Below are 19,820 nucleotides of genomic sequence, written 5' to 3'. Positions count from 1 at the left end.
GCATGAAGACCCAGGCAGTCGTCTCTCAGCCCTCTGCGGTGCCAGGTTCGCCGCTGCTTCAGGTCAGCGGCGCGCTGCTGGGTATTATTGCCTTTATTCTCGTTGCAGCCTGGCTGGCTAAACGCGTGGGACTGGCGGGCAAAACCGCCGGTGCCCGCGGGCTGAAGCTGGCTGCCAGCACCTCGCTGGGCCCGCGTGAGCGGGTGGTGATCGTAGAAGTGGAAGACGCCCGCCTGGTGCTGGGTGTGACCGCCTCGAATATTAATATTCTGCATAAATTGCCGCCTGCGCCGATCTCTGAGGAGAGTCGCACAGAGGTTCCACAGGATTTTCAGTCCGTGATGAAGAGTTTGCTTAAGCGTTCCGGGAGATCGTGATGCGCCGTTTGTTATCCCTTACGCTTGCCGGGGTTGGCCTGTTCGCTCCCGCCGTGTATGCCCAGCTGCCTGGCCTGATCTCCACGCCAATGGCCAATGGCGGTCAGAGCTGGTCTCTGCCGGTTCAGACGCTGGTGTTTATCACCTCGCTGACCTTTATCCCGGCGATTCTGCTGATGATGACCAGCTTCACCCGCATCATCATCGTCTTCGGTCTGCTGCGAAACGCCCTGGGTACCCCCTCCGCGCCGCCTAACCAGGTGCTGCTCGGTCTCTCCCTGTTTTTGACCTTTTTCATTATGTCGCCGGTGATCGACAAGATTTATACCGACGCCTATCAGCCATTCAGCGAAGAGAAGATCTCCATGCAGGAGGCGCTGGAAAAAGGGGCGCAACCGCTGCGGGAATTTATGCTGCGTCAGACCCGCGAAGCTGACCTGGCGCTGTTTGCCCGTCTGGCGAACGCCGGGCCGATCCAGGGGCCGGAGGCGGTGCCGATGCGCATTCTGCTGCCCGCTTACGTTACCAGCGAGCTGAAAACCGCCTTCCAGATTGGTTTTACGATCTTCATTCCGTTTTTGATTATCGATCTGGTGATCGCCAGCGTCCTGATGGCGCTGGGGATGATGATGGTGCCGCCTGCAACCATCGCCCTGCCCTTCAAGCTGATGCTCTTTGTCCTGGTGGACGGCTGGCAGCTGCTGGTGGGGTCGCTGGCACAAAGTTTCTACAGTTAAGGAGCGCCCGGTGACGCCAGAATCGGTCATGATGATGGGCACGGAAGCGATGAAAGTCGCCATTTCCGTTGCCGCTCCCCTGCTGCTGGTGGCGCTGGTCACCGGTCTGATTATCAGTATCCTGCAGGCCGCCACGCAGATTAACGAGATGACGCTGTCATTTATCCCGAAAATCATCGCCGTGTTTGTGGCGATCATCATCGCCGGGCCGTGGATGCTGAACCTGCTGCTGGATTACATGCGCAATCTGTTCACCAACCTGCCCTATATCATCGGCTAGGCATGCTGCAGGTTACCAGCATCCAATGGCTTGAGTGGCTCGGCCTCTACTTCTGGCCGCTCCTGCGCATCCTGGCGCTGATCTCCACCGCGCCGATCCTGAGCGAGCGGGCGATCCCCAAGCGGGTCAAGATTGGCCTGGCTATTCTTATCACTATCATCGTGGCCCCGACGCTGCCGCCTGTAAATGTCCCGATTTTCTCCGCGCCGGCGCTGTGGGTCGCGCTCCAGCAGATCCTGATTGGCGTTGCCATTGGCTTTACGATGCAGTTTGCCTTTGCCGCCGTGCGTACCGCCGGGGAGCTGATTGGCCTGCAGATGGGTCTCTCCTTCGCCACCTTCTTTGACCCGGGCAGCCGGCTGAACATGCCGATCATCGCCCGTATCATCGACCTGCTGGCGATGCTGCTGTTTATGGCCTTCGACGGGCATCTGTGGCTGATTTCGATGCTGGTGGATACTTTCCACACCCTGCCGATTGGCGGTGAACCGGTAAACAGTAACGCCTTTATGGCCCTGACCCGCGCGGCCGGGCTGATTTTCCTCAACGGGCTGATGCTGGCGCTGCCGCTGATTACCCTGCTCCTGATCGTCAACCTGGCGTTGGGTTTACTCAATCGTATGGCGCCGCAGTTGTCGGTGTTTGTCATTGGTTTCCCAATCACCCTTACCATTGGCCTTCTGCTTATCGGCCTCTTAATGCCGCTTATTGCGCCATTCTGCGAACATTTATTCAGTGAAATATTTAATCTGCTGGCCAATATTGTGCGCGAATTTTCTGTGAAGTAATAACCCCTGTTTTTTATATTGTCTTTCTGAGGATATTCCTAAAAAAGAAAACGAGAAACATCTGCCAGGATATATCTGGAGCGGGTTTAATGCTTTTATACTCCTCACATTATTCAACATTTACTTTACTTTAAGATGTTTCCTGGCAAATTATACGTAACTTTACGGGATAGTGAGTTTGCCTGAAAGTCCATGTAATGCTCACAGGTAATTTATTTTTCCATCCCGTTTGGCTGTTATAGAGCTCTCAGGCAGGTGGTTAATTATCGTTATGCATTGAGTGAGGGTATGCCATGTCAACGATCATTATGGATTTATGCAGTTACACCCGGCTAGGGTTAACCGGGTATCTGGCCAGCAGAGGAGTAAAGAAAAAAGAGATCAACGACGTACATACGGTAGATGAGCTTGCCGCCGCATGTGACACCTTTACGCCAGGTGTGGTGTTTATTAATGAGGACTGTTTCATTCACGATCCCGCCAACAGTCAGCAAATAAAGCAGATCATTAATCAGCATCCCGGCACCCTGTTTATTGTTTTTATGGCTATAGCCAATATCCATTTCGATGAATATTTGCGGGTGCGTCAGAATCTTCTGATTAGTTCGAAATCTATTAAACCGGAATCGCTGGATGAACTGATCGGGGATTATTTAAACAAAGAGATAAAGAGTGTAGCCGAATTTAATTTTCCCACTTTATCATTAAGCCGAACTGAATCCAGCATGCTACGAATGTGGATGGCCGGACAAGGAACGATCCAGATTTCAGACCAGATGAATATCAAGGCGAAAACCGTGTCGTCACATAAAGGAAATATTAAAAGGAAGATAAAAACGCATAATAAGCAAGTGATCTATCATGTCGTTCGTCTGACCGACAATGTGACCAACGGAATTTACGTTAATCTGCGTTAACCCCTTCCCTTTTTTGCTACGCAATCCGATCTCTGGCTATGCCAGAGATTTTTCATTTCGGCCGCGCCAGCTCGCACCAGCCGACACGCATGTTACTCCACGCTCTCAACGAAAATGCCGTCAGGGTGGCCGTACTCGTTAAAGAACCAGATCCCGAGCGGGTAGTCTTCCAGCGAGACCAGATACATCGTGCCTTCATTAAACTGCTCAACTGCCAGTACCACCCCCGGGCGACGCGGCCCGCCGTCGGTTTTCACTGTAACCCGATCGTTGACGTTCATAAAATCCTCCTCTGGTTTTGAGCCAGTGTAGAACAAAACGTGAAAACTGGCAGCGTGCTGCTGCGCGATTGCCGCTTTTATCGGCGGTCTATACTTAAAGCTGTTAAGGGTAAACGAGGAGTACGCAATGAAGACCGAAAAAGAGTACAGCGAAACGGCTAAACGGGAAGTGAATGTTGATGTGGATGCCTTGCTCGCCGCGATCAATGAAATCAGCGAGAGCGAAGTACAGCGCATAGAGGATGACCCCACAAGGGTGAGAGTGAACGACCGGGATTACCACACCTGGCGCGAACTGGCAGAAGCCTTTGAGCTGGATATCCATGATTTCAGCGTAACGGAAGTAAATCGCTGAGGCGAAAAAAATCCCGGTCATGGGGTGACCGGGATGAAGCTTGCGTATGCAAGAAGCACTTGTAAATTCGTTACACCAGGAAATCTGATGTCGGGTAAACATTATCTGCAAATTTTTTGTAAGACAAGGAAATATTCTTCACATTTATAGTCGCCAGGTGAAATTAAAATATTGGTTATGGTTCCCCAACTGGCGTGGGCCGCGGGGTGCGCGGGATCGGTTCCATAAGAACATCGTTTTACAGGTCTGGCTTTTAAGAAAAATCCTATCAAGGACCTTTATCTGTTACGGGAGATGCTATGCCTTCACTTGATGATCCGTTGCTCATCTATAGCGATCTGGACGGCACATTGCTGGATATTCACACCTATGACTGGCAGCCCGCACTTGGCTGGCTGGAGACCTTACAGGACCATCAGATCCCGGTGATTCTTTGCAGCAGCAAAACCGCGGCGGAGATGCTGGAGATCCAGAGCGATCTGGGGCTGGAGGGGTTGCCCTTTATTGCCGAAAACGGCGCGGTGATCCAGCTGGATGTCCGCTGGGATAACCATCCCAACGCCCCACGGTTAATCAATGGCGCTTCCCATGCCGATATCGTTAACATCCTCAATCAGCTCCGCACCCGGGAAGGTTATAAATTCACCACTTTTGATGACGTGGACGAGCGGGTCATTGGCGAATGGACCGGGCTTAATAATGCGCGCGCGGGGCTGGCGAAACTGCATGAAGCCTCGGTAACGCTCATCTGGCGCGACAGCGATGAAAGAATGGTCGCGTTTGAGGAGGCGCTGGCCGGGCTGGGGCTGAAATTTGTTCAGGGCGCGCGGTTCTGGCACGTCCTGGATGAGCGCGGCGGCAAAGATCAGGCGATTAACTGGCTCAACGAGCAGTACCTGGATCGCGAAGGCGCGCTTCCCACTACCCTCGGCTTGGGTGACGGGCCAAACGACGCCCCGCTGCTGGATAGCGTCGATTTTGCGGTGGTAGTTAAAGGCATTAATCGCCAGGGTATCACGCTCAAAAACGACGACCCGGCACGGGTCTACCATACTCACCAGCCTGGCCCTGCAGGCTGGCGTGAAGCGCTGGATCACTTCTTCTCATCCTGACCCACAACCTGATTGCGTCCTCGCTGCTTCGCCTGGTAAAGCCGGGCGTCGGCGATGGACTGCAGCTGTTCAAAATCGTAATGACCGTTTTCCTGCGCACTGCTGACGCCAATCGACACGCTGATCCGCGTCGTCTGGCTCTTTTTCACCAGGATCTCCCGGCGATTGATGCGCTCGCGGATCCGCTCGGCAATCGCCATCGCCTGCTCCGGCCCGGTGTCCGGTAACACAACGCAGAACTCTTCTCCCCCGATCCGCCCGGCAACGTCTGTCTCCCGTATCGTACGGGTGATCAATCCGGCCGTATGCGTCAGCACTTTATCCCCCGCCTGGTGACCAAATCTGTCGTTAATCCGTTTGAAATGGTCAAGGTCCATCTGCATTACCGAGTAAGGCTGCTTTTGCTGTTCACACCGCTTCGCCAGCGCTTTAGCCCGCTCAAAGAGCGCGCCACGGTTATTTATGCGGGTCAGCGGATCGTGCCAGGCCTGCCACTGCAGCGAGTGTTGCAGGCGGTACATATTGCTGACCATTCGGCGGATGACAAACCACGAGCCAACCAGCATGGCGGTGAAGAGCAGCCACAGCAGCGCCAGCGCGATAGTAATGCTGCCGAAATCGCCATTCGCCCCTTCTCTCAGGGTGTGGATGCGCAGCACAAGGCCATTGAAATGATCCAGATGATGCCAGTTGACGTAGCGGCTCCCCAGACGGATATCCCCTTCGGTATCCTTTTCCAGAGCAGCGGCAATTTGCGCCCGCTCGCGCTCGTCGAAATGGTTCACGTTGTCAGCAACACTCTCCGACGTGGCAAGCAGGTTAAAGCCTTTATCATAGAGCTGGAACTCTCCTTCACCGTTGCCGTCTACCGCATCCTGCAGCAGTTTATTCAGCCCGGGGAGGGTAAAATCTAACGCCAGCGCGCCGTACCAGTAGTGTTGATAATCGACCGGCACGCTGACGGTAACGGTGCGTTCGTCCGCATCATGGGTAAACCAGCGAACGCTGCGGGTCCGGTTCTCACGCTCCGATTGCCCGGTGTACCAGGGGCTGGTCACCAGCTGATAGTAGCGGGATACCACATCCGCGGCCCAGTCGGCGGGATCGGTCGAGACGTAAAACCCGGCGCGGGAGACATAGACCACGCGCTTCGCGTGTGCCGCTGGAGAATTAATACGCAGCAAATAGCCCATTTCAAAGGTGGCGCTCAACTCCTTTGCGAGCCGCTCCTCGTCGCGTCTCAGGCTGGTGGTTTGCTCCACAAAGGCATCAGACACGCCGTTTATGGGTAAGGTGCGCCGCGCGTCGAAGGTCAGCTGCCAGAACGTTTGTTCCTGCAGATCTTTAAAATGGGCGACGGAATTACGCAACAGCGTCGAGGCGAGAGGGGCTTCCAGAGCATCGTCCATGCCGTTGCGAAAGAACAGCAGCTTTTCCACGCTGAACTCAAGCTGACGATCCAGTGAATTTGCCACCGTCTCCAGATGGTTTTTCTGGCTGGCGGCGTACGCATCCTCCAGCACCACGGCTTCACGCCAGGTCAGTAGCGTGGAGAAGATAAGGACGACAATAAAGCAGATGTTAACAACCCGGCCTGGATGAAAGCGATGTTGTGCCGTAAAAGCCTCTTTTCCTGAAACGATGTCGTGCTTCACACACACTCCGCGAAAGCCACCTTTGCCATCCGTATGACGTCAAAGCCTGACTGATTTTGCTATGTTACTGCTGTTGGCGCGATTATAACCTACAAAAACGCCCGGCAGTGCCGGGCGTAGCGTGACTTAAGCCTTGTCCTGTCGCCGGGTGCCATCACCATGCTGAAGCTCATCTTCACGAAACGCTTCCTGCTTGATGCCGTAACCGTCGTACCAGCGACACTCTACCATTCCGCTTGCATAGCCGGTGACGACCATACTTGGACCGCCATTTTTAGGCTTAACTTCATCGCTGACCAGAAAGACCATAACCGCCTCCTTTATCAGTGTGAAACTGTATCAATTTAGACGAGGAATAGCAGTTACGCCTGGTATAGCTGCAACTTATTAATGCGAGCGACCTCGCATTTTTTCCACAACTTTTACCACTCCGACGACGATGAGGCCAATGATAAAGCCGAGAACCAGATTGAGTAATGTCGGTAAAATGGCTGCGATAACAGCTCCTTGCGCCTCAGCGAAGTGTTCAATGGCATGATGTAGCGGCGCAATACCGTGCACCACAATCCCGCCGCCGACCAGGAACATCGCCAGGGTGCCAATCACCGACAATGACTTCATCAGCCAGGGCGCTATCACCAGCAGCGCTTTGCCGGTCGTCTTCGCCAGCGCATTACCCTTTTCGTTCAGCCAGTAGCCGATATCGTCCAGTTTGACGATAAGCCCTACCAGACCGTAAACCCCGATTGTCACCAGAACGGCGATCCCGGAGAGGACCAACACCTGATTCAGCAGCGGCGCATCCGCCACGATACCCAGGGTGATGGCGACAATTTCCGCCGACAGAATAAAGTCGGTGCGGATAGCCCCCTTCACCTTATCGCGCTCAAACGCAACGGGATCCTTTGCAGCCAGCGCTTCCAGGCGTTGCTGCCGCGCGGCCGGAGACTCCTTCTCCTTATCTTTACGCGATTCGATAGAGTGAAGGATTTTCTCTGCCCCTTCAAAACAGAGAAACGCCCCGCCGATCATCAGCAGCGGCGTAATGGCCCACGGGATAAAGGCGCTGATCAGCAGCGCCAGCGGCACGAGGATCACTTTATTGAGTAACGATCCCTTCGCCACGGCCCAGACCACGGGCAGCTCCCGGTTGGCTCGCACGCCCGTCACCTGCTGGGCGTTTAGCGACAAATCGTCACCCAGCACGCCTGCGGTCTTTTTCGCCGCCAGTTTTCCCATCAGTGAAATATCGTCCAGCAGCGTGGCGATATCATCCAGCAGTGTTAATAAGCTACTTCCCGCCAAAATAAGGTTCCTTCTTTTTGTTAATTACCACAACAGTATGGAGTAAAACCGCCAACCTCGAAACCACCCCGTATATGTCAACAAATTCTTCACATCATCGACACAATTAAAGGACTCGCCAGCGTGATAATTTTCACGTTAACTATATGCCACCTTTTTAATACGCCGTGAGGGAGTATGCGTTTCAGGCAAGTCTTACCATTAGCGGGCGCCCTGTTTGCGCTCTATATCATCTGGGGTTCCACCTATTTCGTCATTCGCATTGGGGTGGAAAGCTGGCCGCCCCTGTTGATGGCGGGGGTGCGTTTCCTCTCTGCGGGGGCGCTGCTGCTGGCGTTTCTTCTCCTGCGCGGCCATAAGCTGCCGCCGCTGCGTCCGTTGCTCAATGCCGCCCTGATTGGCATCCTGTTGTTGGCGGTGGGTAATGGCTTTGTCACCGTCGCCGAGCATCAGAATGTGCCGTCCGGTATCGCCGCGGTGGTGGTGGCCACCGTTCCGCTGTTCACCCTCTGCTTCAGCCGTCTTTTTGGCATCAAAACGCGCAAGCTGGAGTGGCTGGGGATCGCCATAGGGATGGCGGGCATTATTCTGCTCAACAGCGGCGGTAACCTCAGCGGCAATCCCTGGGGAGCGGTGTTGATCCTGATTGGCTCGATGAGCTGGGCGTTTGGTTCGGTCTACGGCTCGCGCATTGAACTGCCTTCCGGGATGATGGCCGGCGCCATTGAGATGGTCACCGCCGGGATCGTGCTGCTGGCGGCATCCCTGCTGTCGGGGGAGAAAATGACCGCCCTGCCCGACCTCTCAGGGTGGCTGGCGGTGGGCTATCTGGCGATTTTCGGCTCGGTGATCGCCATTAACGCCTATATGTTCCTGATCCGCAATGTCTCACCGGCGGTCGCCACCAGCTATGCCTATGTGAATCCGGTGGTGGCCGTCCTGTTGGGCACGGGTCTTGGCGGGGAATCGCTCTCGGCGATAGAGTGGCTGGCGCTGGGGATTATTATTATGGCGGTGGTGCTGGTGACGCTCGGCAAGTACCTGCTGCCAGCAAAACCGGTGGTTATCTCTTGTCAGGCGGAGAAACCGTAAGCGGGCGAATGCCCTGCGTGTCGATCTGCGCGGTGTTACCGCCGCTGCAGATCCACTCTTCCAGTCGCTCGGTGAGCGCCCTGTCATCGAGCTTCATTCTGCCGCGCAACGCGCACTCCCACACCACCAGGACCCTCCAGCCCTGCTCCTGCAGCAGGGTGATATCACGCGCGTCGCGCACGACGTTTTTGCCAATTTTGTCCAGCCAGAAATCGGTGCGGGTCGCCGGGACTTTAAACAGATAGCAGTCGTGACGATGCCAGAAACAGCCGTGGGTAAAGATCACACACTTATGGCTGTCGATGACAAAATCAGGCCGTCCGGCAAGGGCAGCATCCTGCACGCGAAACTCAAAACCGACTTCCGTAAGCAGGCCGGCCAGCCGTTTTTCGATAGCCGTATCCCGCGTGCCGATGGCGCGCATATTTTTACTGCGGGTGGCCTTATTGTGAACGTCCGCCATTCGCGGCCTCAGCCTTGCGTTTCTCAACTGCCTGCAAAATGCGCGACTCCAGCAACCGGGCGACGGCTGCAAAAGCTGGCACGACCACCGAATTACCAAACTGGCGATAGGCCTGAGTATCCGATACCGGAATGCGGAAGCCGTAGCCCTGAGGGGGTTCAAATCCCATCAGTCGCGCGCACTCCCGCGGCGTCAAACGGCGCGGACGGTGGCGCTGGTTTTCGGCATCATCGAAATCGCGCTCGCCAAGGGCCTTATCCCAGCCTCTGTCAATGAGGATCTCGGCGCCATCTTTGTAATAGCGTGCCGACAGCGTGCGGGCGACGCTGTGCGGGTTGGTGGGATCGACCATGCCAAAACCAAAACCGTTGCCCTTCGCCTGATGCTTTTTGGCATAACGATACAGATATTTCCACAGCACCGGGGTGAGAATGAATTTGGCGTCCACCATGGGCTCAAGCAGATCGGCAATGGTCGGGCGGCGGGTCGGCCACAGCCCCGGGAGATCCCGCAGCGTAAAATTACCGCGCAGGTTGAGATCGCGACGAAAGCCCACCAGCACTATGCGCTCGCGGTGCTGCGGCAGAAAATGTTTACCGTCAACGATCTTAGGATCGTCCGGACCGCTGTCAGCGGCATCTGCCACGTCATACCCCAGCTCATCCAGGGTCTGCATGATGATGCGGAACGTTTTGCCCCCGTCGTGGCTCTTCAGGTTTTTGACATTTTCCAGCACGAAGATGGCCGGGCGACGGGCATCGATAATGCGCGCCACGTCGAAGAAGAGCGTTCCCTGGGTATCACAGGCAAAACCGTGTGCACGGCCCAGCGCGTTCTTTTTCGACACCCCCGCCAGAGAAAACGGCTGGCACGGGAAGCCCGCGAGCAGCACGTCATGGGCGGGAATGTTGTCACGAATGTGCTGCGCCGCCTCTTCGTCCGTCACACCGCTCTGGTTGCTAAGCGTCACTTCACGAATATCTTCGTTGAACTGATGCGTGTCAGGATCGCAATACCAGTTGGCTTTATAGGTACGCACCGCGTGTTTGTTCCATTCGCTGGTAAACACGCACTGACCGCCAATCGCCTCAAAGCCGTGGCGAATACCGCCGATACCGGCGAAGAGATCGACAAAGCGGAAAGCATAGTGAGGATGACAGGCAGGCGGACGAGGCAGCAGGTTTCGCAACACGCTATATTCGCCGTCGCTGAGACGCCGCCCTGCCCGCTCACTGGTCACCAGCCGTTTAATGATTGCCGGGCTCCAGTGACTCTCGCCCTGAGCATTCAGCAGATGTGCCAGCGTTCTGGCATCGTAAATTTCCAGCAGCTGGCACAATAACGCCTGAACTGACGCCGTTGATTTTTCTGCCAGCAAAAGCGCGGACTCCATCACTGATACATTTTCCTGCATACATTTAACCGGGCCAAAAGGGGTTAACAGAGAGTAACACAGAAAGACTTTACAGACTTTCCCGGAAACGCTGTAACACCGCGCTGTCGGTGCCTTCGTAATCACCGCGTAGTTCGGCACTCAGCCGTGCCATAAACTGGATTAAAAAGTCAGCGCTCTGGCGCGCCAGCGCACGCCCGGCGGCGGTTTGCATCGTCTGCGGCAGGCGCAGCAATTTGGTCTGAAAATGGTCAAGCGCAAAGGCGCGGTCGTTCAGCTCGCGCTCATCGGCAAAGGGATCTTCCGGGTCGAAAAGAGGCACACCCAGCGCGCCAGAGACGGCAAACACACGTGCCAGGCCAATCGCACCCAGGGCTTCCAGCCTGTCAGCATCCTGCACGATTTTCGCTTCCAGCGTGTGCGGCGCAATGCCGGCACTGAAGCTGTGCGCTTCGATAGCATGGTGAACGGCGGCGTAATGCGCGGCAGGAAAATCGGCAAAGTCTTCACGCAGGATGGCGATCGTTTTGTCCGCTGCCAACTGCGACGAGCGGCCTCGCTGCGGATGATTTTTCGGCAGGCTGACAATATCGTGAAAATAACAGGCGGCCAGGATCGTCAGCGCATCGACCGGCTGGTCTGCCATGAGGCGTTTTGCGGTGTTCCAGACACGACGGAAATGGGAGATATCATGGGCAGTATCATCGCTGGCGTGATGCGCCGTCAGCCAGTTTTCAAAACGTTGCTGCCACTGCACAAGTTCCATAGCGCTTTCCATAAAGTGAAAAGCTGTACAATAGCAATTCTTTACCGATCTGACATTTCACGCGGCCGGGTATACCAGGCAATGCTACCGAGGATCGCCCCCACAACACTCAGCACCAGAAAGCCGCACAGGCCTCCCAGCCACTTGCCGGCTGTTGAGCCGGGATCGCATTGAATCATCGAACCTGATACCGAACTGACTTTACTGACGACCCACACATAGCGCGCCATCGCCCAGAGGAAGTAGCCGCAAAAGGCATAAAAGACCCACAGGGCAAGTTTGCCTCCCAGGCTGCGAACGTATTTCTTTGCCATGTTGTCCTCTCAGCGCAGCAAGACCACTACATTCACACCAATAATATAAAATGTGAAATAAATCACATTTTTCTATCTAATGCACTCTCCTGCACAGATTTTATGCTTTTAATTTGCGTTAAGTTGATCTTACGCAATTTTTAAGCCTGCCTGTTTATTGCGCTGCTTCGCTTATGCGCGAATGAGAGGATTCAGGAAAGCAATTATATTGCGCTATTTTTTCACTCTCTTTATCCAGATAAACCTGTTTTCTCACGCTTATAATTGTGCAATGATAAGGACGTTATGAGCTTTTTTGTCGTTTCATGATTAAACACCCTTAAATTACCCTTATCTTAGCCCGATAATATTATCGGGCTTTTTTTATTCCCTTCTCTCCTCCGCGCAAACATAAATCAATCCAATAAGTTTATACAACCAATAACTCACTGATATAAATATCAATAATCATCGCCTATATTTATTTAAAATTAATAAAATAAACATATAAAGACATTCATATTAATATTTTGAAATAATCTAAATAATTTAGTTACATTTATTTTTAAACAGCAAAAACCCGCCCTGAAATAGTATTACCCCTGTAACCCGGAGGGGGTTACGTATATTCATGAAGAAAATACATACAAAAGAATATATAATGAAAAGAAAAGTTCTGGCAGTTCTTGTCCCTGTTTTATTATGCGCTGGCGCGGCTAATGCGGCAGAGATCTACAACAAGGACGGCAATAAATTCGACCTGTACGGAAAAATGGTCGGCGAGCGTATCTGGGACAAGACCGATGATAGCAACAGCGAGAATGCCGATACCTCCTATGCCCGTTTCGGTATCAAAGGCGAAACGCAGATTAGCAACCAGCTGACCGGTTACGGCCAGTTTGAATACAACCTGAACGCCAGCACCCCGGAAGGCGAGCAGGATGAGAGCAGCCGTCTGGCGTTTGCAGGCCTGAAATTCGGTGACTATGGTTCGTTCGACTATGGCCGTAACTACGGCGTAGCGTACGATGCAGGTGCGTACACCGATATGCTGGTGGAATGGGGCGGTGACTCCTGGGTTCACACCGATAACTTTATGACTCAGCGTACCACTGGCGTGGCGACCTATCGCAACACCGACTTCTTCGGCGCCGTTGAGGGTCTGGATTTTGCCCTGCAGTACCAGGGTAAAAACAACGATCGTGATATGAAAAAATCCAACGGTGACGGCTACAGCACTTCGCTGGCCTACAACTTCGATGGCTTCGGCTTCGTAGGTGTATACGGTAAGTCTGACCGTACCAACAGGCAGGCTGCTGACGGCTACGGCGATACCGCAGAAATCTGGTCACTGGCAGCGAAGTATGATGCCAACAACCTCTATGCTGCGGTGATGTACGGTGAAACCCGTAACATGACCTGGGCGGGAGATGCCGGTTTCGCTAACAAAACCCGCAACGTCGAAGCCGTGGTGCAGTACCAGTTCGATTTCGGCCTGCGTCCTTCTCTGGGCTACGTCTACTCCCAGGGCAAAGACCTGTATGCACGTAACGGTCATGGCGGCGTAGATGCCGATCTGGTGAACTATGTTGAACTGGGTACCTGGTACTACTTCAACAAAAACATGAACGTTTATACTGCGTACAAATTCAACCTGCTGGATGAGGATGAAGCAGGCATTACTGGCGCACATGCTGACGACCAGTTCGCACTGGGTATCGTTTACCAGTTCTGATTGAGATCGCCAAACGCTCTTAAGCCCGCTGCAAAGCGGGCTTTTTGCTTTCTGTCGCCGCCAGATTTACATCGCTTTTACAAATCCCGCCCATCAGCGATAATGCCCCCCTTTCTCTCTTTGCCGGAGTTTCAATGCGCGATTTGCCGCCCCTTCCCCTCACGCACAAGCGCCCAATGAAACTGAACACGCTGGTCACGCTGATGGTGTACGGTGTAACGGGCGCAATATTACTGGTGATTTTTGTTCTCTATTTTGCGCAAATCACCCGCGCCACCCGTGATGGCGTGCGGGATACCGCCCTCGCGGTCGCCAGAACCCTGGCCGACAGCCCGGAGGTGATCCGCGGCTTATCCCTCCCGCCGGAGAGCAACATTATTCAGCCTGTCGCCATGGCAGTGATGCAGCGTAATAATCTGCTGTTTGCCGTCGTCACCAATATGCAGGGGATCCGCTATTCTCATCCCAACAGTGCCCTGCTCGGTAAAGCCTTTATTGGGGCCGATCTGCGGCCTGCGCTGGAAGATAAAGAGAATGTCGCCATCAATCACGGCGTACTCGACGAGGCGCTGCGCGTATTTACGCCTGTTTATAACGCACACCATCAGCAAATTGGTGTCGTTGCCGTGGGGATCTCACTGAATAAAGTGGAGCAGCAGATCGCCCGCAATCGCTGGGACGCCATCTGGCTGGTGCTGTTCAGCGCGCTGCTGGGGGCGCTCGGTGCCTGGGGGCTGGTGCGGATGCTTAAGCGCATTCTGTTTGGGCTGGAGCCTTATCAAATCTCAGCCCTGCTGGAGCAACGTCAGGCGATGCTGCACTCCCTGCGCGAAGGGGTGATCGCCGTAGATCAGCAGGGGCGTGTAACGATGGTCAACCATGCCGCCCGGCAGATCCTGAACATCAGCGCCAGCAGCAAGGCCCTGCACGAGGAACCGCTGCTGGCAAACCTGCGTGAGGTGCTGCGTAGCGGCATGGCTCGCCAGGACCAGGAGCTCAACTGCCACGGCCGGTTGTTGCTCTGCAATACCTTGCCCGTCAGGAGCGATAATCAGCTGATGGGCGCCATCACCACGTTTCGTGATAAGACGGAGATTAGCCAGCTCCTGCAACGGCTGGACGGTATGGTGAACTATCTGGATGCGCTGCGCAGCCACTCCCATGAGTTTATGAACAAGCTGCATGTGATACTTGGTCTGCTGCATATGAAGCACTATGCCAGACTGGAAGAGTATGTCCTGTCGACCGCCAACGCCTGGCAGACCGATGTCGGCACGCTACAGCGCAACATCAAATCGCCGGTGGTGGCAGGATTTCTGCTGGGTAAAATCAATCGCGCCAGAGAGATGGGGTTTCGCCTGACGCTCTCCGACGCCAGTCAGGTACCGGATAATCCCAATGCTCAGCAGGTCGCCGGGCTGATTACCGTGCTGGGTAATCTGATTGAAAATGCGCTTGATGCTATGACTGGCCAGCCCGAGGGCGAAATCGGTCTGCTGCTGCACTATCAGCAGGGCTGGCTTAGCGCCGAGGTGAGCGACGATGGTCCGGGTATCGCCCCGGCACATCTGCACGCCATTTTTAGCAAAGGGTTTTCTACTAAAGGGGAAAACCGAGGGGTGGGGTTATACCTGGCCCGTCAGCAGATCGAGAATCTGGGCGGAGAGATCGCCGTTGAATCGGAACCGGGCGTATTTACCCAGTTTTTTGTGCAACTCCCCTGGGAGAGTGAAAGGAATAGCGCGTGATACATGTTTTAATTGTCGATGACGATGCCATGGTGGCCGATCTTAACCGCCAGTACGTCAACCGGGTTGAGGGTTTTTGCTGCTGCGGCGTAGCCACTTCCCTGGCAGAAGCCGGGGCCATACTTCACTCCCCTGCCCGGCAGGTTGACCTGATCCTGCTGGATGTTTACATGCAGCACGACAATGGCCTGAGCCTGCTGCCGGTTATCCGGGCTTCCGGGCGCAAAACAGACGTCATTATGATCACCTCGGCCTCTGATGGTGCCACCATTCAGATGGCCATGCACTATGGCGTGGTGGACTACCTGATCAAACCGTTTCAGTTCCCGCGTTTCGAAGAGGCACTAAAGGGCTGGCGCGAAAAAAAGCAGCTGATGGAAGCGCATCAGTATTATGACCAGGCTGATGTTGACCGGCTTCTGCGTGGCGGTGCACCGGCGCTGGCAGACAGCCGTCGCCTGCCGAAAGGGTTAACCCCGCAGACGCTGCGTACGCTGTGCCTGTGGATTGATGCGCATCCGGGGACAGAGTTCTCCACCGACGAACTGGCTGGCGCAGTTAATATCTCGCGGGTATCCTGCCGCAAATACCTGATTTGGCTGGCGCAGGTCAATATTTTGCATACCAGCATCCATTACGGGGCGACCGGTCGGCCGGTCTATCGCTATCGCTTGCGGCCCGAGCAGATTGCCCTGCTCAGACAGTATTGCCACCAGGAGTAATACATGCACTTCAACCTCTTCGGATAAACATCCTGATTTAGCTCACATATATTGTCTTGAGGCAGTAAAGGGCTATTACTCCACATAAGTGGAATGATAAGGTAGCCAGCGTAAAAGATCTCTGACGAGAAAACGTGCGGAAAATGTGACGGAAGAGGCTGCATGGCGGAGAGAGGGGGATTTGAACCCCCGGTAGAGTTACCCCTACTCCGGTTTTCGAGACCGGTCCGTTCAGCCGCTCCGGCATCTCTCCGTTTTGATGTTGCCATCATGCCGGGTAATTTGGCATTTTAACAGACCATAACCGTTCAATTTTGTTCAAGTGACGAGTTTGCGAGCAAAGCGATGATTAAGTGGCCCTGGAAATCGAATGAATCCGCCCGAAGCGCGGCGCTGCCGTGGGAAGAGGCCCTGGCGATCCCCGTCCTGTCTACTTTATCAGATGAGGATAAATCGCGTCTGGTACAGCTTGCCATACGGTTCTTACAGCAAAAACGCCTGGTTCCCTTGCAGGGTTTTGAGCTCGACGATCGCAAGAGCACCCGCATTGCCCTGCTCTTTTGCCTGCCGGTACTGCAGCTGGGTATCGAGTGGCTGGACGGTTTTCATGAAGTTCTGATCTATCCGGCACCTTTTGTAGTGGATGACGAATGGGAGGATGAGATCGGGCTGGTGCACAATCAGCGGATGGTGCAGTCCGGTCAAAGCTGGCAGCAAGGGCCGATTATCCTCAACTGGCTGGATATTCAGGACTCGTTCGATGCGTCCGGTTTCAACCTCATCATTCATGAAGTGGCCCACAAACTGGATACCCGTAACGGCGATCGCGCCAGCGGCGTTCCCTTTATTCCCCTGCGTGAAGTGGCAGGCTGGGAGCACGACCTGCACGCCGCCATGAACAATATTCAGGATGAGATCGATCTGGTGGGCGAAAGCGCGGCCAGTATCGACGCCTATGCTGCCACCGATCCCGCCGAGTGCTTTGCGGTATTGTCGGAATATTTCTTCAGCGCACCCGAACTTTTCGCTCCACGCTTCCCGGCCCTGTGGCAGCGTTTTTGCCACTTTTACCAGCAGGACCCGCTACAGCGTTTACGTGAAAATGAAGGACCTGGCGAAGATTCCGCCGTGCAAGTACACTAAAACAGCAGGCTGTGTCATAATTAATCAATTGAATCAGTGCGTTGAATTTAGTGTTGACACAAAATAGCGAGGCCATTAATATGCGCCTCGTTCACACGATTCCTCTGTAGTTCAGTCGGTAGAACGGCGGACTGTTAATCCGTATGTCACTGGTTCGAGTCCAGTCAGAGGAGCCAAATTTAAGAAGCCCGCTTAAGGAAACTTAAGCGGGCTTTTTGCTATTTCGCACCGTTAAAACCCCGCAACGCAGGGTTAATCTGGCTATATCTGGTAGTCAATCGCCACCTCTTCCGGCTCCATGACCTGACGTTTGATCTCCTCTACCGACAGCCCGGCGTTGCAGAGTTCGATAAAGCGCCAGACATAGTTGCGCTGCAACTGCCCTCGCTTAAGCCCGAGCCACACGGTGTTGGCATCGAAAAGATGACGGGTATCAAGGCGCACCAGGCTCCCCTGCTCGTGCTCGCCGCCGGACTGTTCCGCCACCAGCCCGATACCCAGCCCGAGCTCGACGTAGGTTTTAATCACGTCGGAGTCCTGGGCGCTGAGCACCACATCCGGCGTCAGCCCTTTACGGTTGAATGCCTCATCAATGCGTGACCGCCCGGTGATACCCTGGCGATAGGTGATTAAGGGCCATTTTGCGATAGCCTCGAGCGTCAACGGAGAGACCTGCGTCAGCGGGTGATCGGGCGGCAGCAGCAGGCTGTGATGCCAGCGAAACCACGGGAACGCCGCCAACAGCGGATCGTTGCTTAAACGCTCGCTGGCGATGCCAATATCCGCCCCGCCGTTTTGCAACAGCATCTCTATCTCCTGGGGCGTACCCTGAATCAGCTCCAGGCGCACATCCGGGAACAGCTCCCGAAACGCCTTGATCACCGGGGGCAGACTGTAGCGAGCCTGAGTGTGGGTGGTCGCGATAGTCAACACGCCGGTGGCGTCGTTGGTAAAGAGATCTGCCAGACGGCGCACGTTGCTGGCTTCATTGAGAATACGTTCGGCAATGGTCAACAGCGCTTTGCCGGGCTCGGTCATTCCCAGCAGACGTTTGCCGCGACGAATGAAGATTTCAATGCCCAGCTCCTCTTCCAGCTCGCGGATATGGCGGCTGACGCCCGACTGAGAGGTATAGAGCATGTTGGCGACCTCGGTCAGGTTGTAATCCCGACGGGCCGCCTCACGGATAATTTTAAGCTGCTGGAAATTCACGGTTCACTCCGGCGAAACTGACATGACGCTATTGTTAAAGTGCGTTCGCCGTGTAAACAAATAATAAAAACCCGCAACTTATGCTTTTATGGAATATTAACTGACCAGTTGCAGCTCGCGGTTCTCCAGCGACGGGCGGCTTACCAGCGACATCAGGATCTCTTTCACCGCCTGCGCCTGCGGTGACAGCGAGCCGCGGGCCGAGACGTTAAGCGATAACGGCAGGCTCATGGACGGCGAGCTGATTCTCGCCATCCAGCCGTTAGCGGCACTGGAGAGTGATCGCGCAGCCGATTCAGGCAGCACCGTCACCCCCATTCCGCTGGCAATGGCCGCGGTCAGGGTTGAAATGGAGTCGATCTCGCCAATGATTTTCGCCGTCAGACGGCGCAGCGAGAAGGCTTCATCGACGCGCAAACGCACGGCGCTATAATCACGCGGTAAGAACAGATTCATCTCGGCCACCGCCGTTAAATCGACGCTCTGACCCGGGCAATCCCGCGTCCCTACCAGATAGAGATCTTCTTTCAGCACCGGCTGGCTGGTGATCCCCGCCACAGGAGAACGATCGTAGAGCACCGCCATATCCAGCTGTCCGCTGAGTAATTTGTCGTTCAGCGCCGCGCCGCTGTTTTCATGCAGGTAGACCAGTACTTCCGGCAGCTCTGCGCGCACCGCCTGCAATAACGGCATGGTCACAGACGAGGCCGCCGTACCCGGTGCCAGGCCAATCGAAACCTGGCCGGTCAGCGTCTGCCCGACATTGCCCACCGCCAGCTGCGCCTGTTCACACTGGCGCAAAATAGTGCGTGCATGGGTATAAAGGATCTTGCCTGCTTCGGTAGGGGTCACGCCGCGTTTCGTGCGGATCAACAGTTGCTGATCAAGTTCACCTTCCAGAGTGGCCACCTGCTGGCTCAGTGCCGGCTGTGCGATGTGTAACACTTCAGCGGCCTGGGTCAGGCTGCCGATATCGACGATTTTTACGAAGTATTTCAGTCGTCTTAAGTTCATGTTGCCCCCTGTACGAAATGCGTTGCCGGTTCCGGCGCGAATGTACAGAGGGTTTTGCAAGATGCTTGCCAGTTTTGAAAAGAGGTCCGATATGTCCGCTAAGCGGCTGAAAATAAGGAAATCCAATTGCTGCCGTCGCTTTTTAAAGTGAAACAGCGGTTTATGATCTGCCCCATTCGGGGTATATCCGCACCAAAAACGTGCAATCCGCTGGGGAAAACATCACTTTGCTGATTTTGTCAGCAAACGAGTCAAAGAGAGAAGATCACCCTTTGACAACGGTGACCCACGTCGATAATATGCGCCCCGTTCACACGATTCCTCTGTAGTTCAGTCGGTAGAACGGCGGACTGTTAATCCGTATGTCACTGGTTCGAGTCCAGTCAGAGGAGCCAAATTTGAAAAGCCTGCTTTTAAAGCAGGCTTTTTGCT

Annotated in this window: 21 protein-coding genes, 3 tRNA genes and 1 pseudogene; 14 read left to right on the top strand and 11 right to left on the bottom strand. The window is 54.6% G+C overall.

Annotation, left to right across the window (positions count from 1 at the left end; all coding sequences use genetic code 11):
* Positions 1 to 2 precede the first annotated feature (2 nt).
* The 5 genes and pseudogenes from fliO to rcsA all read left to right on the top strand — a co-directional run bounded on the left by fliO (position 3) and on the right by rcsA (position 3,099).
* Positions 3 to 377, top strand: coding sequence for a flagellar biosynthetic protein FliO (gene fliO, locus DVA43_RS03125; RefSeq protein WP_114314554.1), 375 nt, complete (start codon positions 3 to 5; stop codon positions 375 to 377).
* Positions 377 to 1,114 (top strand): flagellar type III secretion system pore protein FliP, encoded by a 738-nt coding sequence (gene fliP / locus DVA43_RS03120; protein WP_103180152.1) that lies wholly within the window; start codon positions 377 to 379, stop codon positions 1,112 to 1,114. Before fliO ends, fliP begins: the two co-directional genes overlap by 1 nt.
* A 10-nt stretch (positions 1,115 to 1,124) precedes the next feature.
* Positions 1,125 to 1,394 carry a flagellar biosynthesis protein FliQ gene (fliQ, locus tag DVA43_RS03115; protein ID WP_032612271.1) on the top strand — a complete coding sequence of 90 codons (270 nt, stop codon included), beginning with the start codon at positions 1,125 to 1,127 and terminating at the stop codon, positions 1,392 to 1,394.
* Positions 1,395 to 1,396: 2 nt separating this feature from the next.
* Positions 1,397 to 2,189, top strand: a pseudogene (fliR, locus tag DVA43_RS03110) (flagellar biosynthetic protein FliR); the annotation flags it as partial.
* A 286-nt stretch (positions 2,190 to 2,475) separates the two neighbouring features.
* The gene (gene rcsA / locus DVA43_RS03105; protein WP_103822454.1) at positions 2,476 to 3,099 is read left to right on the top strand and encodes a transcriptional regulator RcsA; all 624 of its coding nucleotides are present in this window, start codon (positions 2,476 to 2,478) and stop codon (positions 3,097 to 3,099) included.
* Positions 3,100 to 3,191: 92 nt separating this feature from the next.
* Here the strand turns inward: rcsA and dsrB are convergent, their stop codons facing one another.
* On the bottom strand, positions 3,192 to 3,380 hold the full coding sequence (dsrB, locus tag DVA43_RS24870) for a protein DsrB (protein WP_197080098.1): 189 nt from the start codon (positions 3,378 to 3,380) through the stop codon (positions 3,192 to 3,194).
* A gap of 127 nt (positions 3,381 to 3,507) precedes the next feature.
* Between dsrB and yodD the strand changes: the two genes are divergently transcribed.
* Complete coding sequence (yodD, locus tag DVA43_RS03095; protein WP_103822455.1) at positions 3,508 to 3,735, top strand: YodD family peroxide/acid resistance protein; 228 nt, start codon at positions 3,508 to 3,510, stop codon at positions 3,733 to 3,735.
* Between the two features lie 299 nt (positions 3,736 to 4,034).
* Positions 4,035 to 4,847 (top strand): mannosyl-3-phosphoglycerate phosphatase-related protein, encoded by an 813-nt coding sequence (locus DVA43_RS03090; RefSeq protein ID WP_114314552.1) that lies wholly within the window; start codon positions 4,035 to 4,037, stop codon positions 4,845 to 4,847.
* Here DVA43_RS03090 and dgcQ read toward each other — a convergent pair.
* The 3 genes from dgcQ to DVA43_RS03075 all read right to left on the bottom strand — a co-directional run bounded on the left by dgcQ (position 4,829) and on the right by DVA43_RS03075 (position 7,807).
* Positions 4,829 to 6,502 (bottom strand): cellulose biosynthesis regulator diguanylate cyclase DgcQ, encoded by a 1,674-nt coding sequence (dgcQ, locus tag DVA43_RS03085; RefSeq protein ID WP_246842261.1) that lies wholly within the window; start codon positions 6,500 to 6,502, stop codon positions 4,829 to 4,831. The genes DVA43_RS03090 and dgcQ overlap by 19 nt on opposite strands.
* A 126-nt stretch (positions 6,503 to 6,628) precedes the next feature.
* Positions 6,629 to 6,811, bottom strand: a complete 183-nt coding sequence (locus tag DVA43_RS03080; RefSeq protein WP_103822458.1) for a YodC family protein — start codon at positions 6,809 to 6,811, stop codon at positions 6,629 to 6,631.
* Positions 6,812 to 6,889: 78 nt separating this feature from the next.
* A complete protein-coding gene (locus DVA43_RS03075; RefSeq protein WP_103822459.1) occupies positions 6,890 to 7,807 on the bottom strand; it encodes a DUF808 domain-containing protein in 918 nt (305 codons plus the stop codon).
* Between the two features lie 177 nt (positions 7,808 to 7,984).
* On the opposite strand from DVA43_RS03075, the gene yedA reads away from it, so the two are divergent.
* Positions 7,985 to 8,899: a drug/metabolite exporter YedA gene (gene yedA, locus DVA43_RS03070; RefSeq protein WP_114314550.1), complete on the top strand. Its 915-nt coding sequence runs from the start codon at positions 7,985 to 7,987 to the stop codon at positions 8,897 to 8,899.
* On the opposite strand, the gene DVA43_RS03065 is transcribed toward yedA, so the two are convergent.
* Genes DVA43_RS03065 through drpB form a run of 4 tightly spaced genes read right to left on the bottom strand, consistent with a single transcriptional unit; the run spans position 8,871 to position 11,835 of the window.
* A complete protein-coding gene (locus DVA43_RS03065; protein WP_114314549.1) occupies positions 8,871 to 9,362 on the bottom strand; it encodes a very short patch repair endonuclease in 492 nt (163 codons plus the stop codon). The two genes, yedA and DVA43_RS03065, sit on opposite strands and share 29 nt — an antisense overlap.
* Positions 9,343 to 10,776, bottom strand: a complete 1,434-nt coding sequence (locus DVA43_RS03060; protein WP_168194638.1) for a DNA cytosine methyltransferase — start codon at positions 10,774 to 10,776, stop codon at positions 9,343 to 9,345. The genes DVA43_RS03065 and DVA43_RS03060 overlap by 20 nt, the downstream gene beginning before the upstream one ends.
* A gap of 49 nt (positions 10,777 to 10,825) precedes the next feature.
* Entirely contained in the window at positions 10,826 to 11,521 is a 696-nt protein-coding gene (locus DVA43_RS03055) for a phosphohydrolase (RefSeq protein ID WP_114314548.1), read from the bottom strand.
* Positions 11,522 to 11,562: 41 nt separating this feature from the next.
* Positions 11,563 to 11,835 carry a cell division protein DrpB gene (gene drpB, locus DVA43_RS03050; protein WP_114314547.1) on the bottom strand — a complete coding sequence of 91 codons (273 nt, stop codon included), beginning with the start codon at positions 11,833 to 11,835 and terminating at the stop codon, positions 11,563 to 11,565.
* 640 nt (positions 11,836 to 12,475) lie between these two features.
* Here drpB and DVA43_RS03045 point away from each other — a divergent pair.
* From DVA43_RS03045 to dcuR, 3 genes are all read left to right on the top strand, one after another.
* Positions 12,476 to 13,549: a porin gene (locus DVA43_RS03045; protein ID WP_114314546.1), complete on the top strand. Its 1,074-nt coding sequence runs from the start codon at positions 12,476 to 12,478 to the stop codon at positions 13,547 to 13,549.
* 134 nt (positions 13,550 to 13,683) lie between these two features.
* Positions 13,684 to 15,297: a sensor histidine kinase gene (locus DVA43_RS03040; protein WP_114314545.1), complete on the top strand. Its 1,614-nt coding sequence runs from the start codon at positions 13,684 to 13,686 to the stop codon at positions 15,295 to 15,297.
* Positions 15,294 to 16,019: a two-component system response regulator DcuR gene (gene dcuR, locus DVA43_RS03035; RefSeq protein WP_103822466.1), complete on the top strand. Its 726-nt coding sequence runs from the start codon at positions 15,294 to 15,296 to the stop codon at positions 16,017 to 16,019. Before DVA43_RS03040 ends, dcuR begins: the two co-directional genes overlap by 4 nt.
* A 163-nt stretch (positions 16,020 to 16,182) precedes the next feature.
* On the opposite strand, the gene DVA43_RS03030 is transcribed toward dcuR, so the two are convergent.
* A tRNA-Ser gene (locus tag DVA43_RS03030) sits at positions 16,183 to 16,272 on the bottom strand.
* Positions 16,273 to 16,364: 92 nt separating this feature from the next.
* Here DVA43_RS03030 and mtfA point away from each other — a divergent pair.
* Positions 16,365 to 17,162: a DgsA anti-repressor MtfA gene (mtfA, locus tag DVA43_RS03025; RefSeq protein WP_103822467.1), complete on the top strand. Its 798-nt coding sequence runs from the start codon at positions 16,365 to 16,367 to the stop codon at positions 17,160 to 17,162.
* Between the two features lie 100 nt (positions 17,163 to 17,262).
* A tRNA-Asn gene (locus tag DVA43_RS03020) sits at positions 17,263 to 17,338 on the top strand.
* An 85-nt stretch (positions 17,339 to 17,423) separates the two neighbouring features.
* Here DVA43_RS03020 and cbl read toward each other — a convergent pair.
* Together cbl and nac are read right to left on the bottom strand one after the other, a co-directional pair.
* Positions 17,424 to 18,374, bottom strand: coding sequence for an HTH-type transcriptional regulator Cbl (gene cbl, locus DVA43_RS03015; protein ID WP_103180169.1), 951 nt, complete (start codon positions 18,372 to 18,374; stop codon positions 17,424 to 17,426).
* A 96-nt stretch (positions 18,375 to 18,470) separates the two neighbouring features.
* A complete protein-coding gene (gene nac, locus DVA43_RS03010; RefSeq protein ID WP_103180170.1) occupies positions 18,471 to 19,388 on the bottom strand; it encodes a nitrogen assimilation transcriptional regulator NAC in 918 nt (305 codons plus the stop codon).
* Between the two features lie 319 nt (positions 19,389 to 19,707).
* On the opposite strand from nac, the gene DVA43_RS03005 reads away from it, so the two are divergent.
* Positions 19,708 to 19,783: transfer RNA gene (locus DVA43_RS03005), tRNA-Asn, on the top strand.
* The last annotated feature ends 37 nt before the right edge of the window (positions 19,784 to 19,820 follow it).

Origin of the sequence: Leclercia sp. W6 (assembly GCF_003336345.1) — a bacterium.
GTDB lineage: Bacteria > Pseudomonadota > Gammaproteobacteria > Enterobacterales > Enterobacteriaceae > Enterobacter.
This window is presented reverse-complemented; position numbering and strand designations above follow the sequence as displayed.

What these genes read in the sequence shown, in the direction of transcription:
- yodD (WP_103822455.1), top strand. Translation starts at nt 3,508, where the DNA reads ATGAAGACCGAAAAAGAGTACAGCGAAACGGCTAAACGGGAAGTGAAT.
- DVA43_RS03065 (WP_114314549.1), bottom strand. Translation starts at nt 9,362, where the DNA reads ATGGCGGACGTTCACAATAAGGCCACCCGCAGTAAAAATATGCGCGCC.
- DVA43_RS03045 (WP_114314546.1), top strand. Translation starts at nt 12,476, where the DNA reads ATGAAAAGAAAAGTTCTGGCAGTTCTTGTCCCTGTTTTATTATGCGCT.
- rcsA (WP_103822454.1), top strand. Translation starts at nt 2,476, where the DNA reads ATGTCAACGATCATTATGGATTTATGCAGTTACACCCGGCTAGGGTTA.
- DVA43_RS03080 (WP_103822458.1), bottom strand. Translation starts at nt 6,811, where the DNA reads ATGGTCTTTCTGGTCAGCGATGAAGTTAAGCCTAAAAATGGCGGTCCA.
- drpB (WP_114314547.1), bottom strand. Translation starts at nt 11,835, where the DNA reads ATGGCAAAGAAATACGTTCGCAGCCTGGGAGGCAAACTTGCCCTGTGG.
- mtfA (WP_103822467.1), top strand. Translation starts at nt 16,365, where the DNA reads ATGATTAAGTGGCCCTGGAAATCGAATGAATCCGCCCGAAGCGCGGCG.
- nac (WP_103180170.1), bottom strand. Translation starts at nt 19,388, where the DNA reads ATGAACTTAAGACGACTGAAATACTTCGTAAAAATCGTCGATATCGGC.
- DVA43_RS03090 (WP_114314552.1), top strand. Translation starts at nt 4,035, where the DNA reads ATGCCTTCACTTGATGATCCGTTGCTCATCTATAGCGATCTGGACGGC.
- yedA (WP_114314550.1), top strand. Translation starts at nt 7,985, where the DNA reads ATGCGTTTCAGGCAAGTCTTACCATTAGCGGGCGCCCTGTTTGCGCTC.
- DVA43_RS03040 (WP_114314545.1), top strand. Translation starts at nt 13,684, where the DNA reads ATGCGCGATTTGCCGCCCCTTCCCCTCACGCACAAGCGCCCAATGAAA.
- DVA43_RS03055 (WP_114314548.1), bottom strand. Translation starts at nt 11,521, where the DNA reads ATGGAACTTGTGCAGTGGCAGCAACGTTTTGAAAACTGGCTGACGGCG.
- dsrB (WP_197080098.1), bottom strand. Translation starts at nt 3,380, where the DNA reads ATGAACGTCAACGATCGGGTTACAGTGAAAACCGACGGCGGGCCGCGT.
- DVA43_RS03060 (WP_168194638.1), bottom strand. Translation starts at nt 10,776, where the DNA reads ATGCAGGAAAATGTATCAGTGATGGAGTCCGCGCTTTTGCTGGCAGAA.
- fliO (WP_114314554.1), top strand. Translation starts at nt 3, where the DNA reads ATGAAGACCCAGGCAGTCGTCTCTCAGCCCTCTGCGGTGCCAGGTTCG.
- fliP (WP_103180152.1), top strand. Translation starts at nt 377, where the DNA reads ATGCGCCGTTTGTTATCCCTTACGCTTGCCGGGGTTGGCCTGTTCGCT.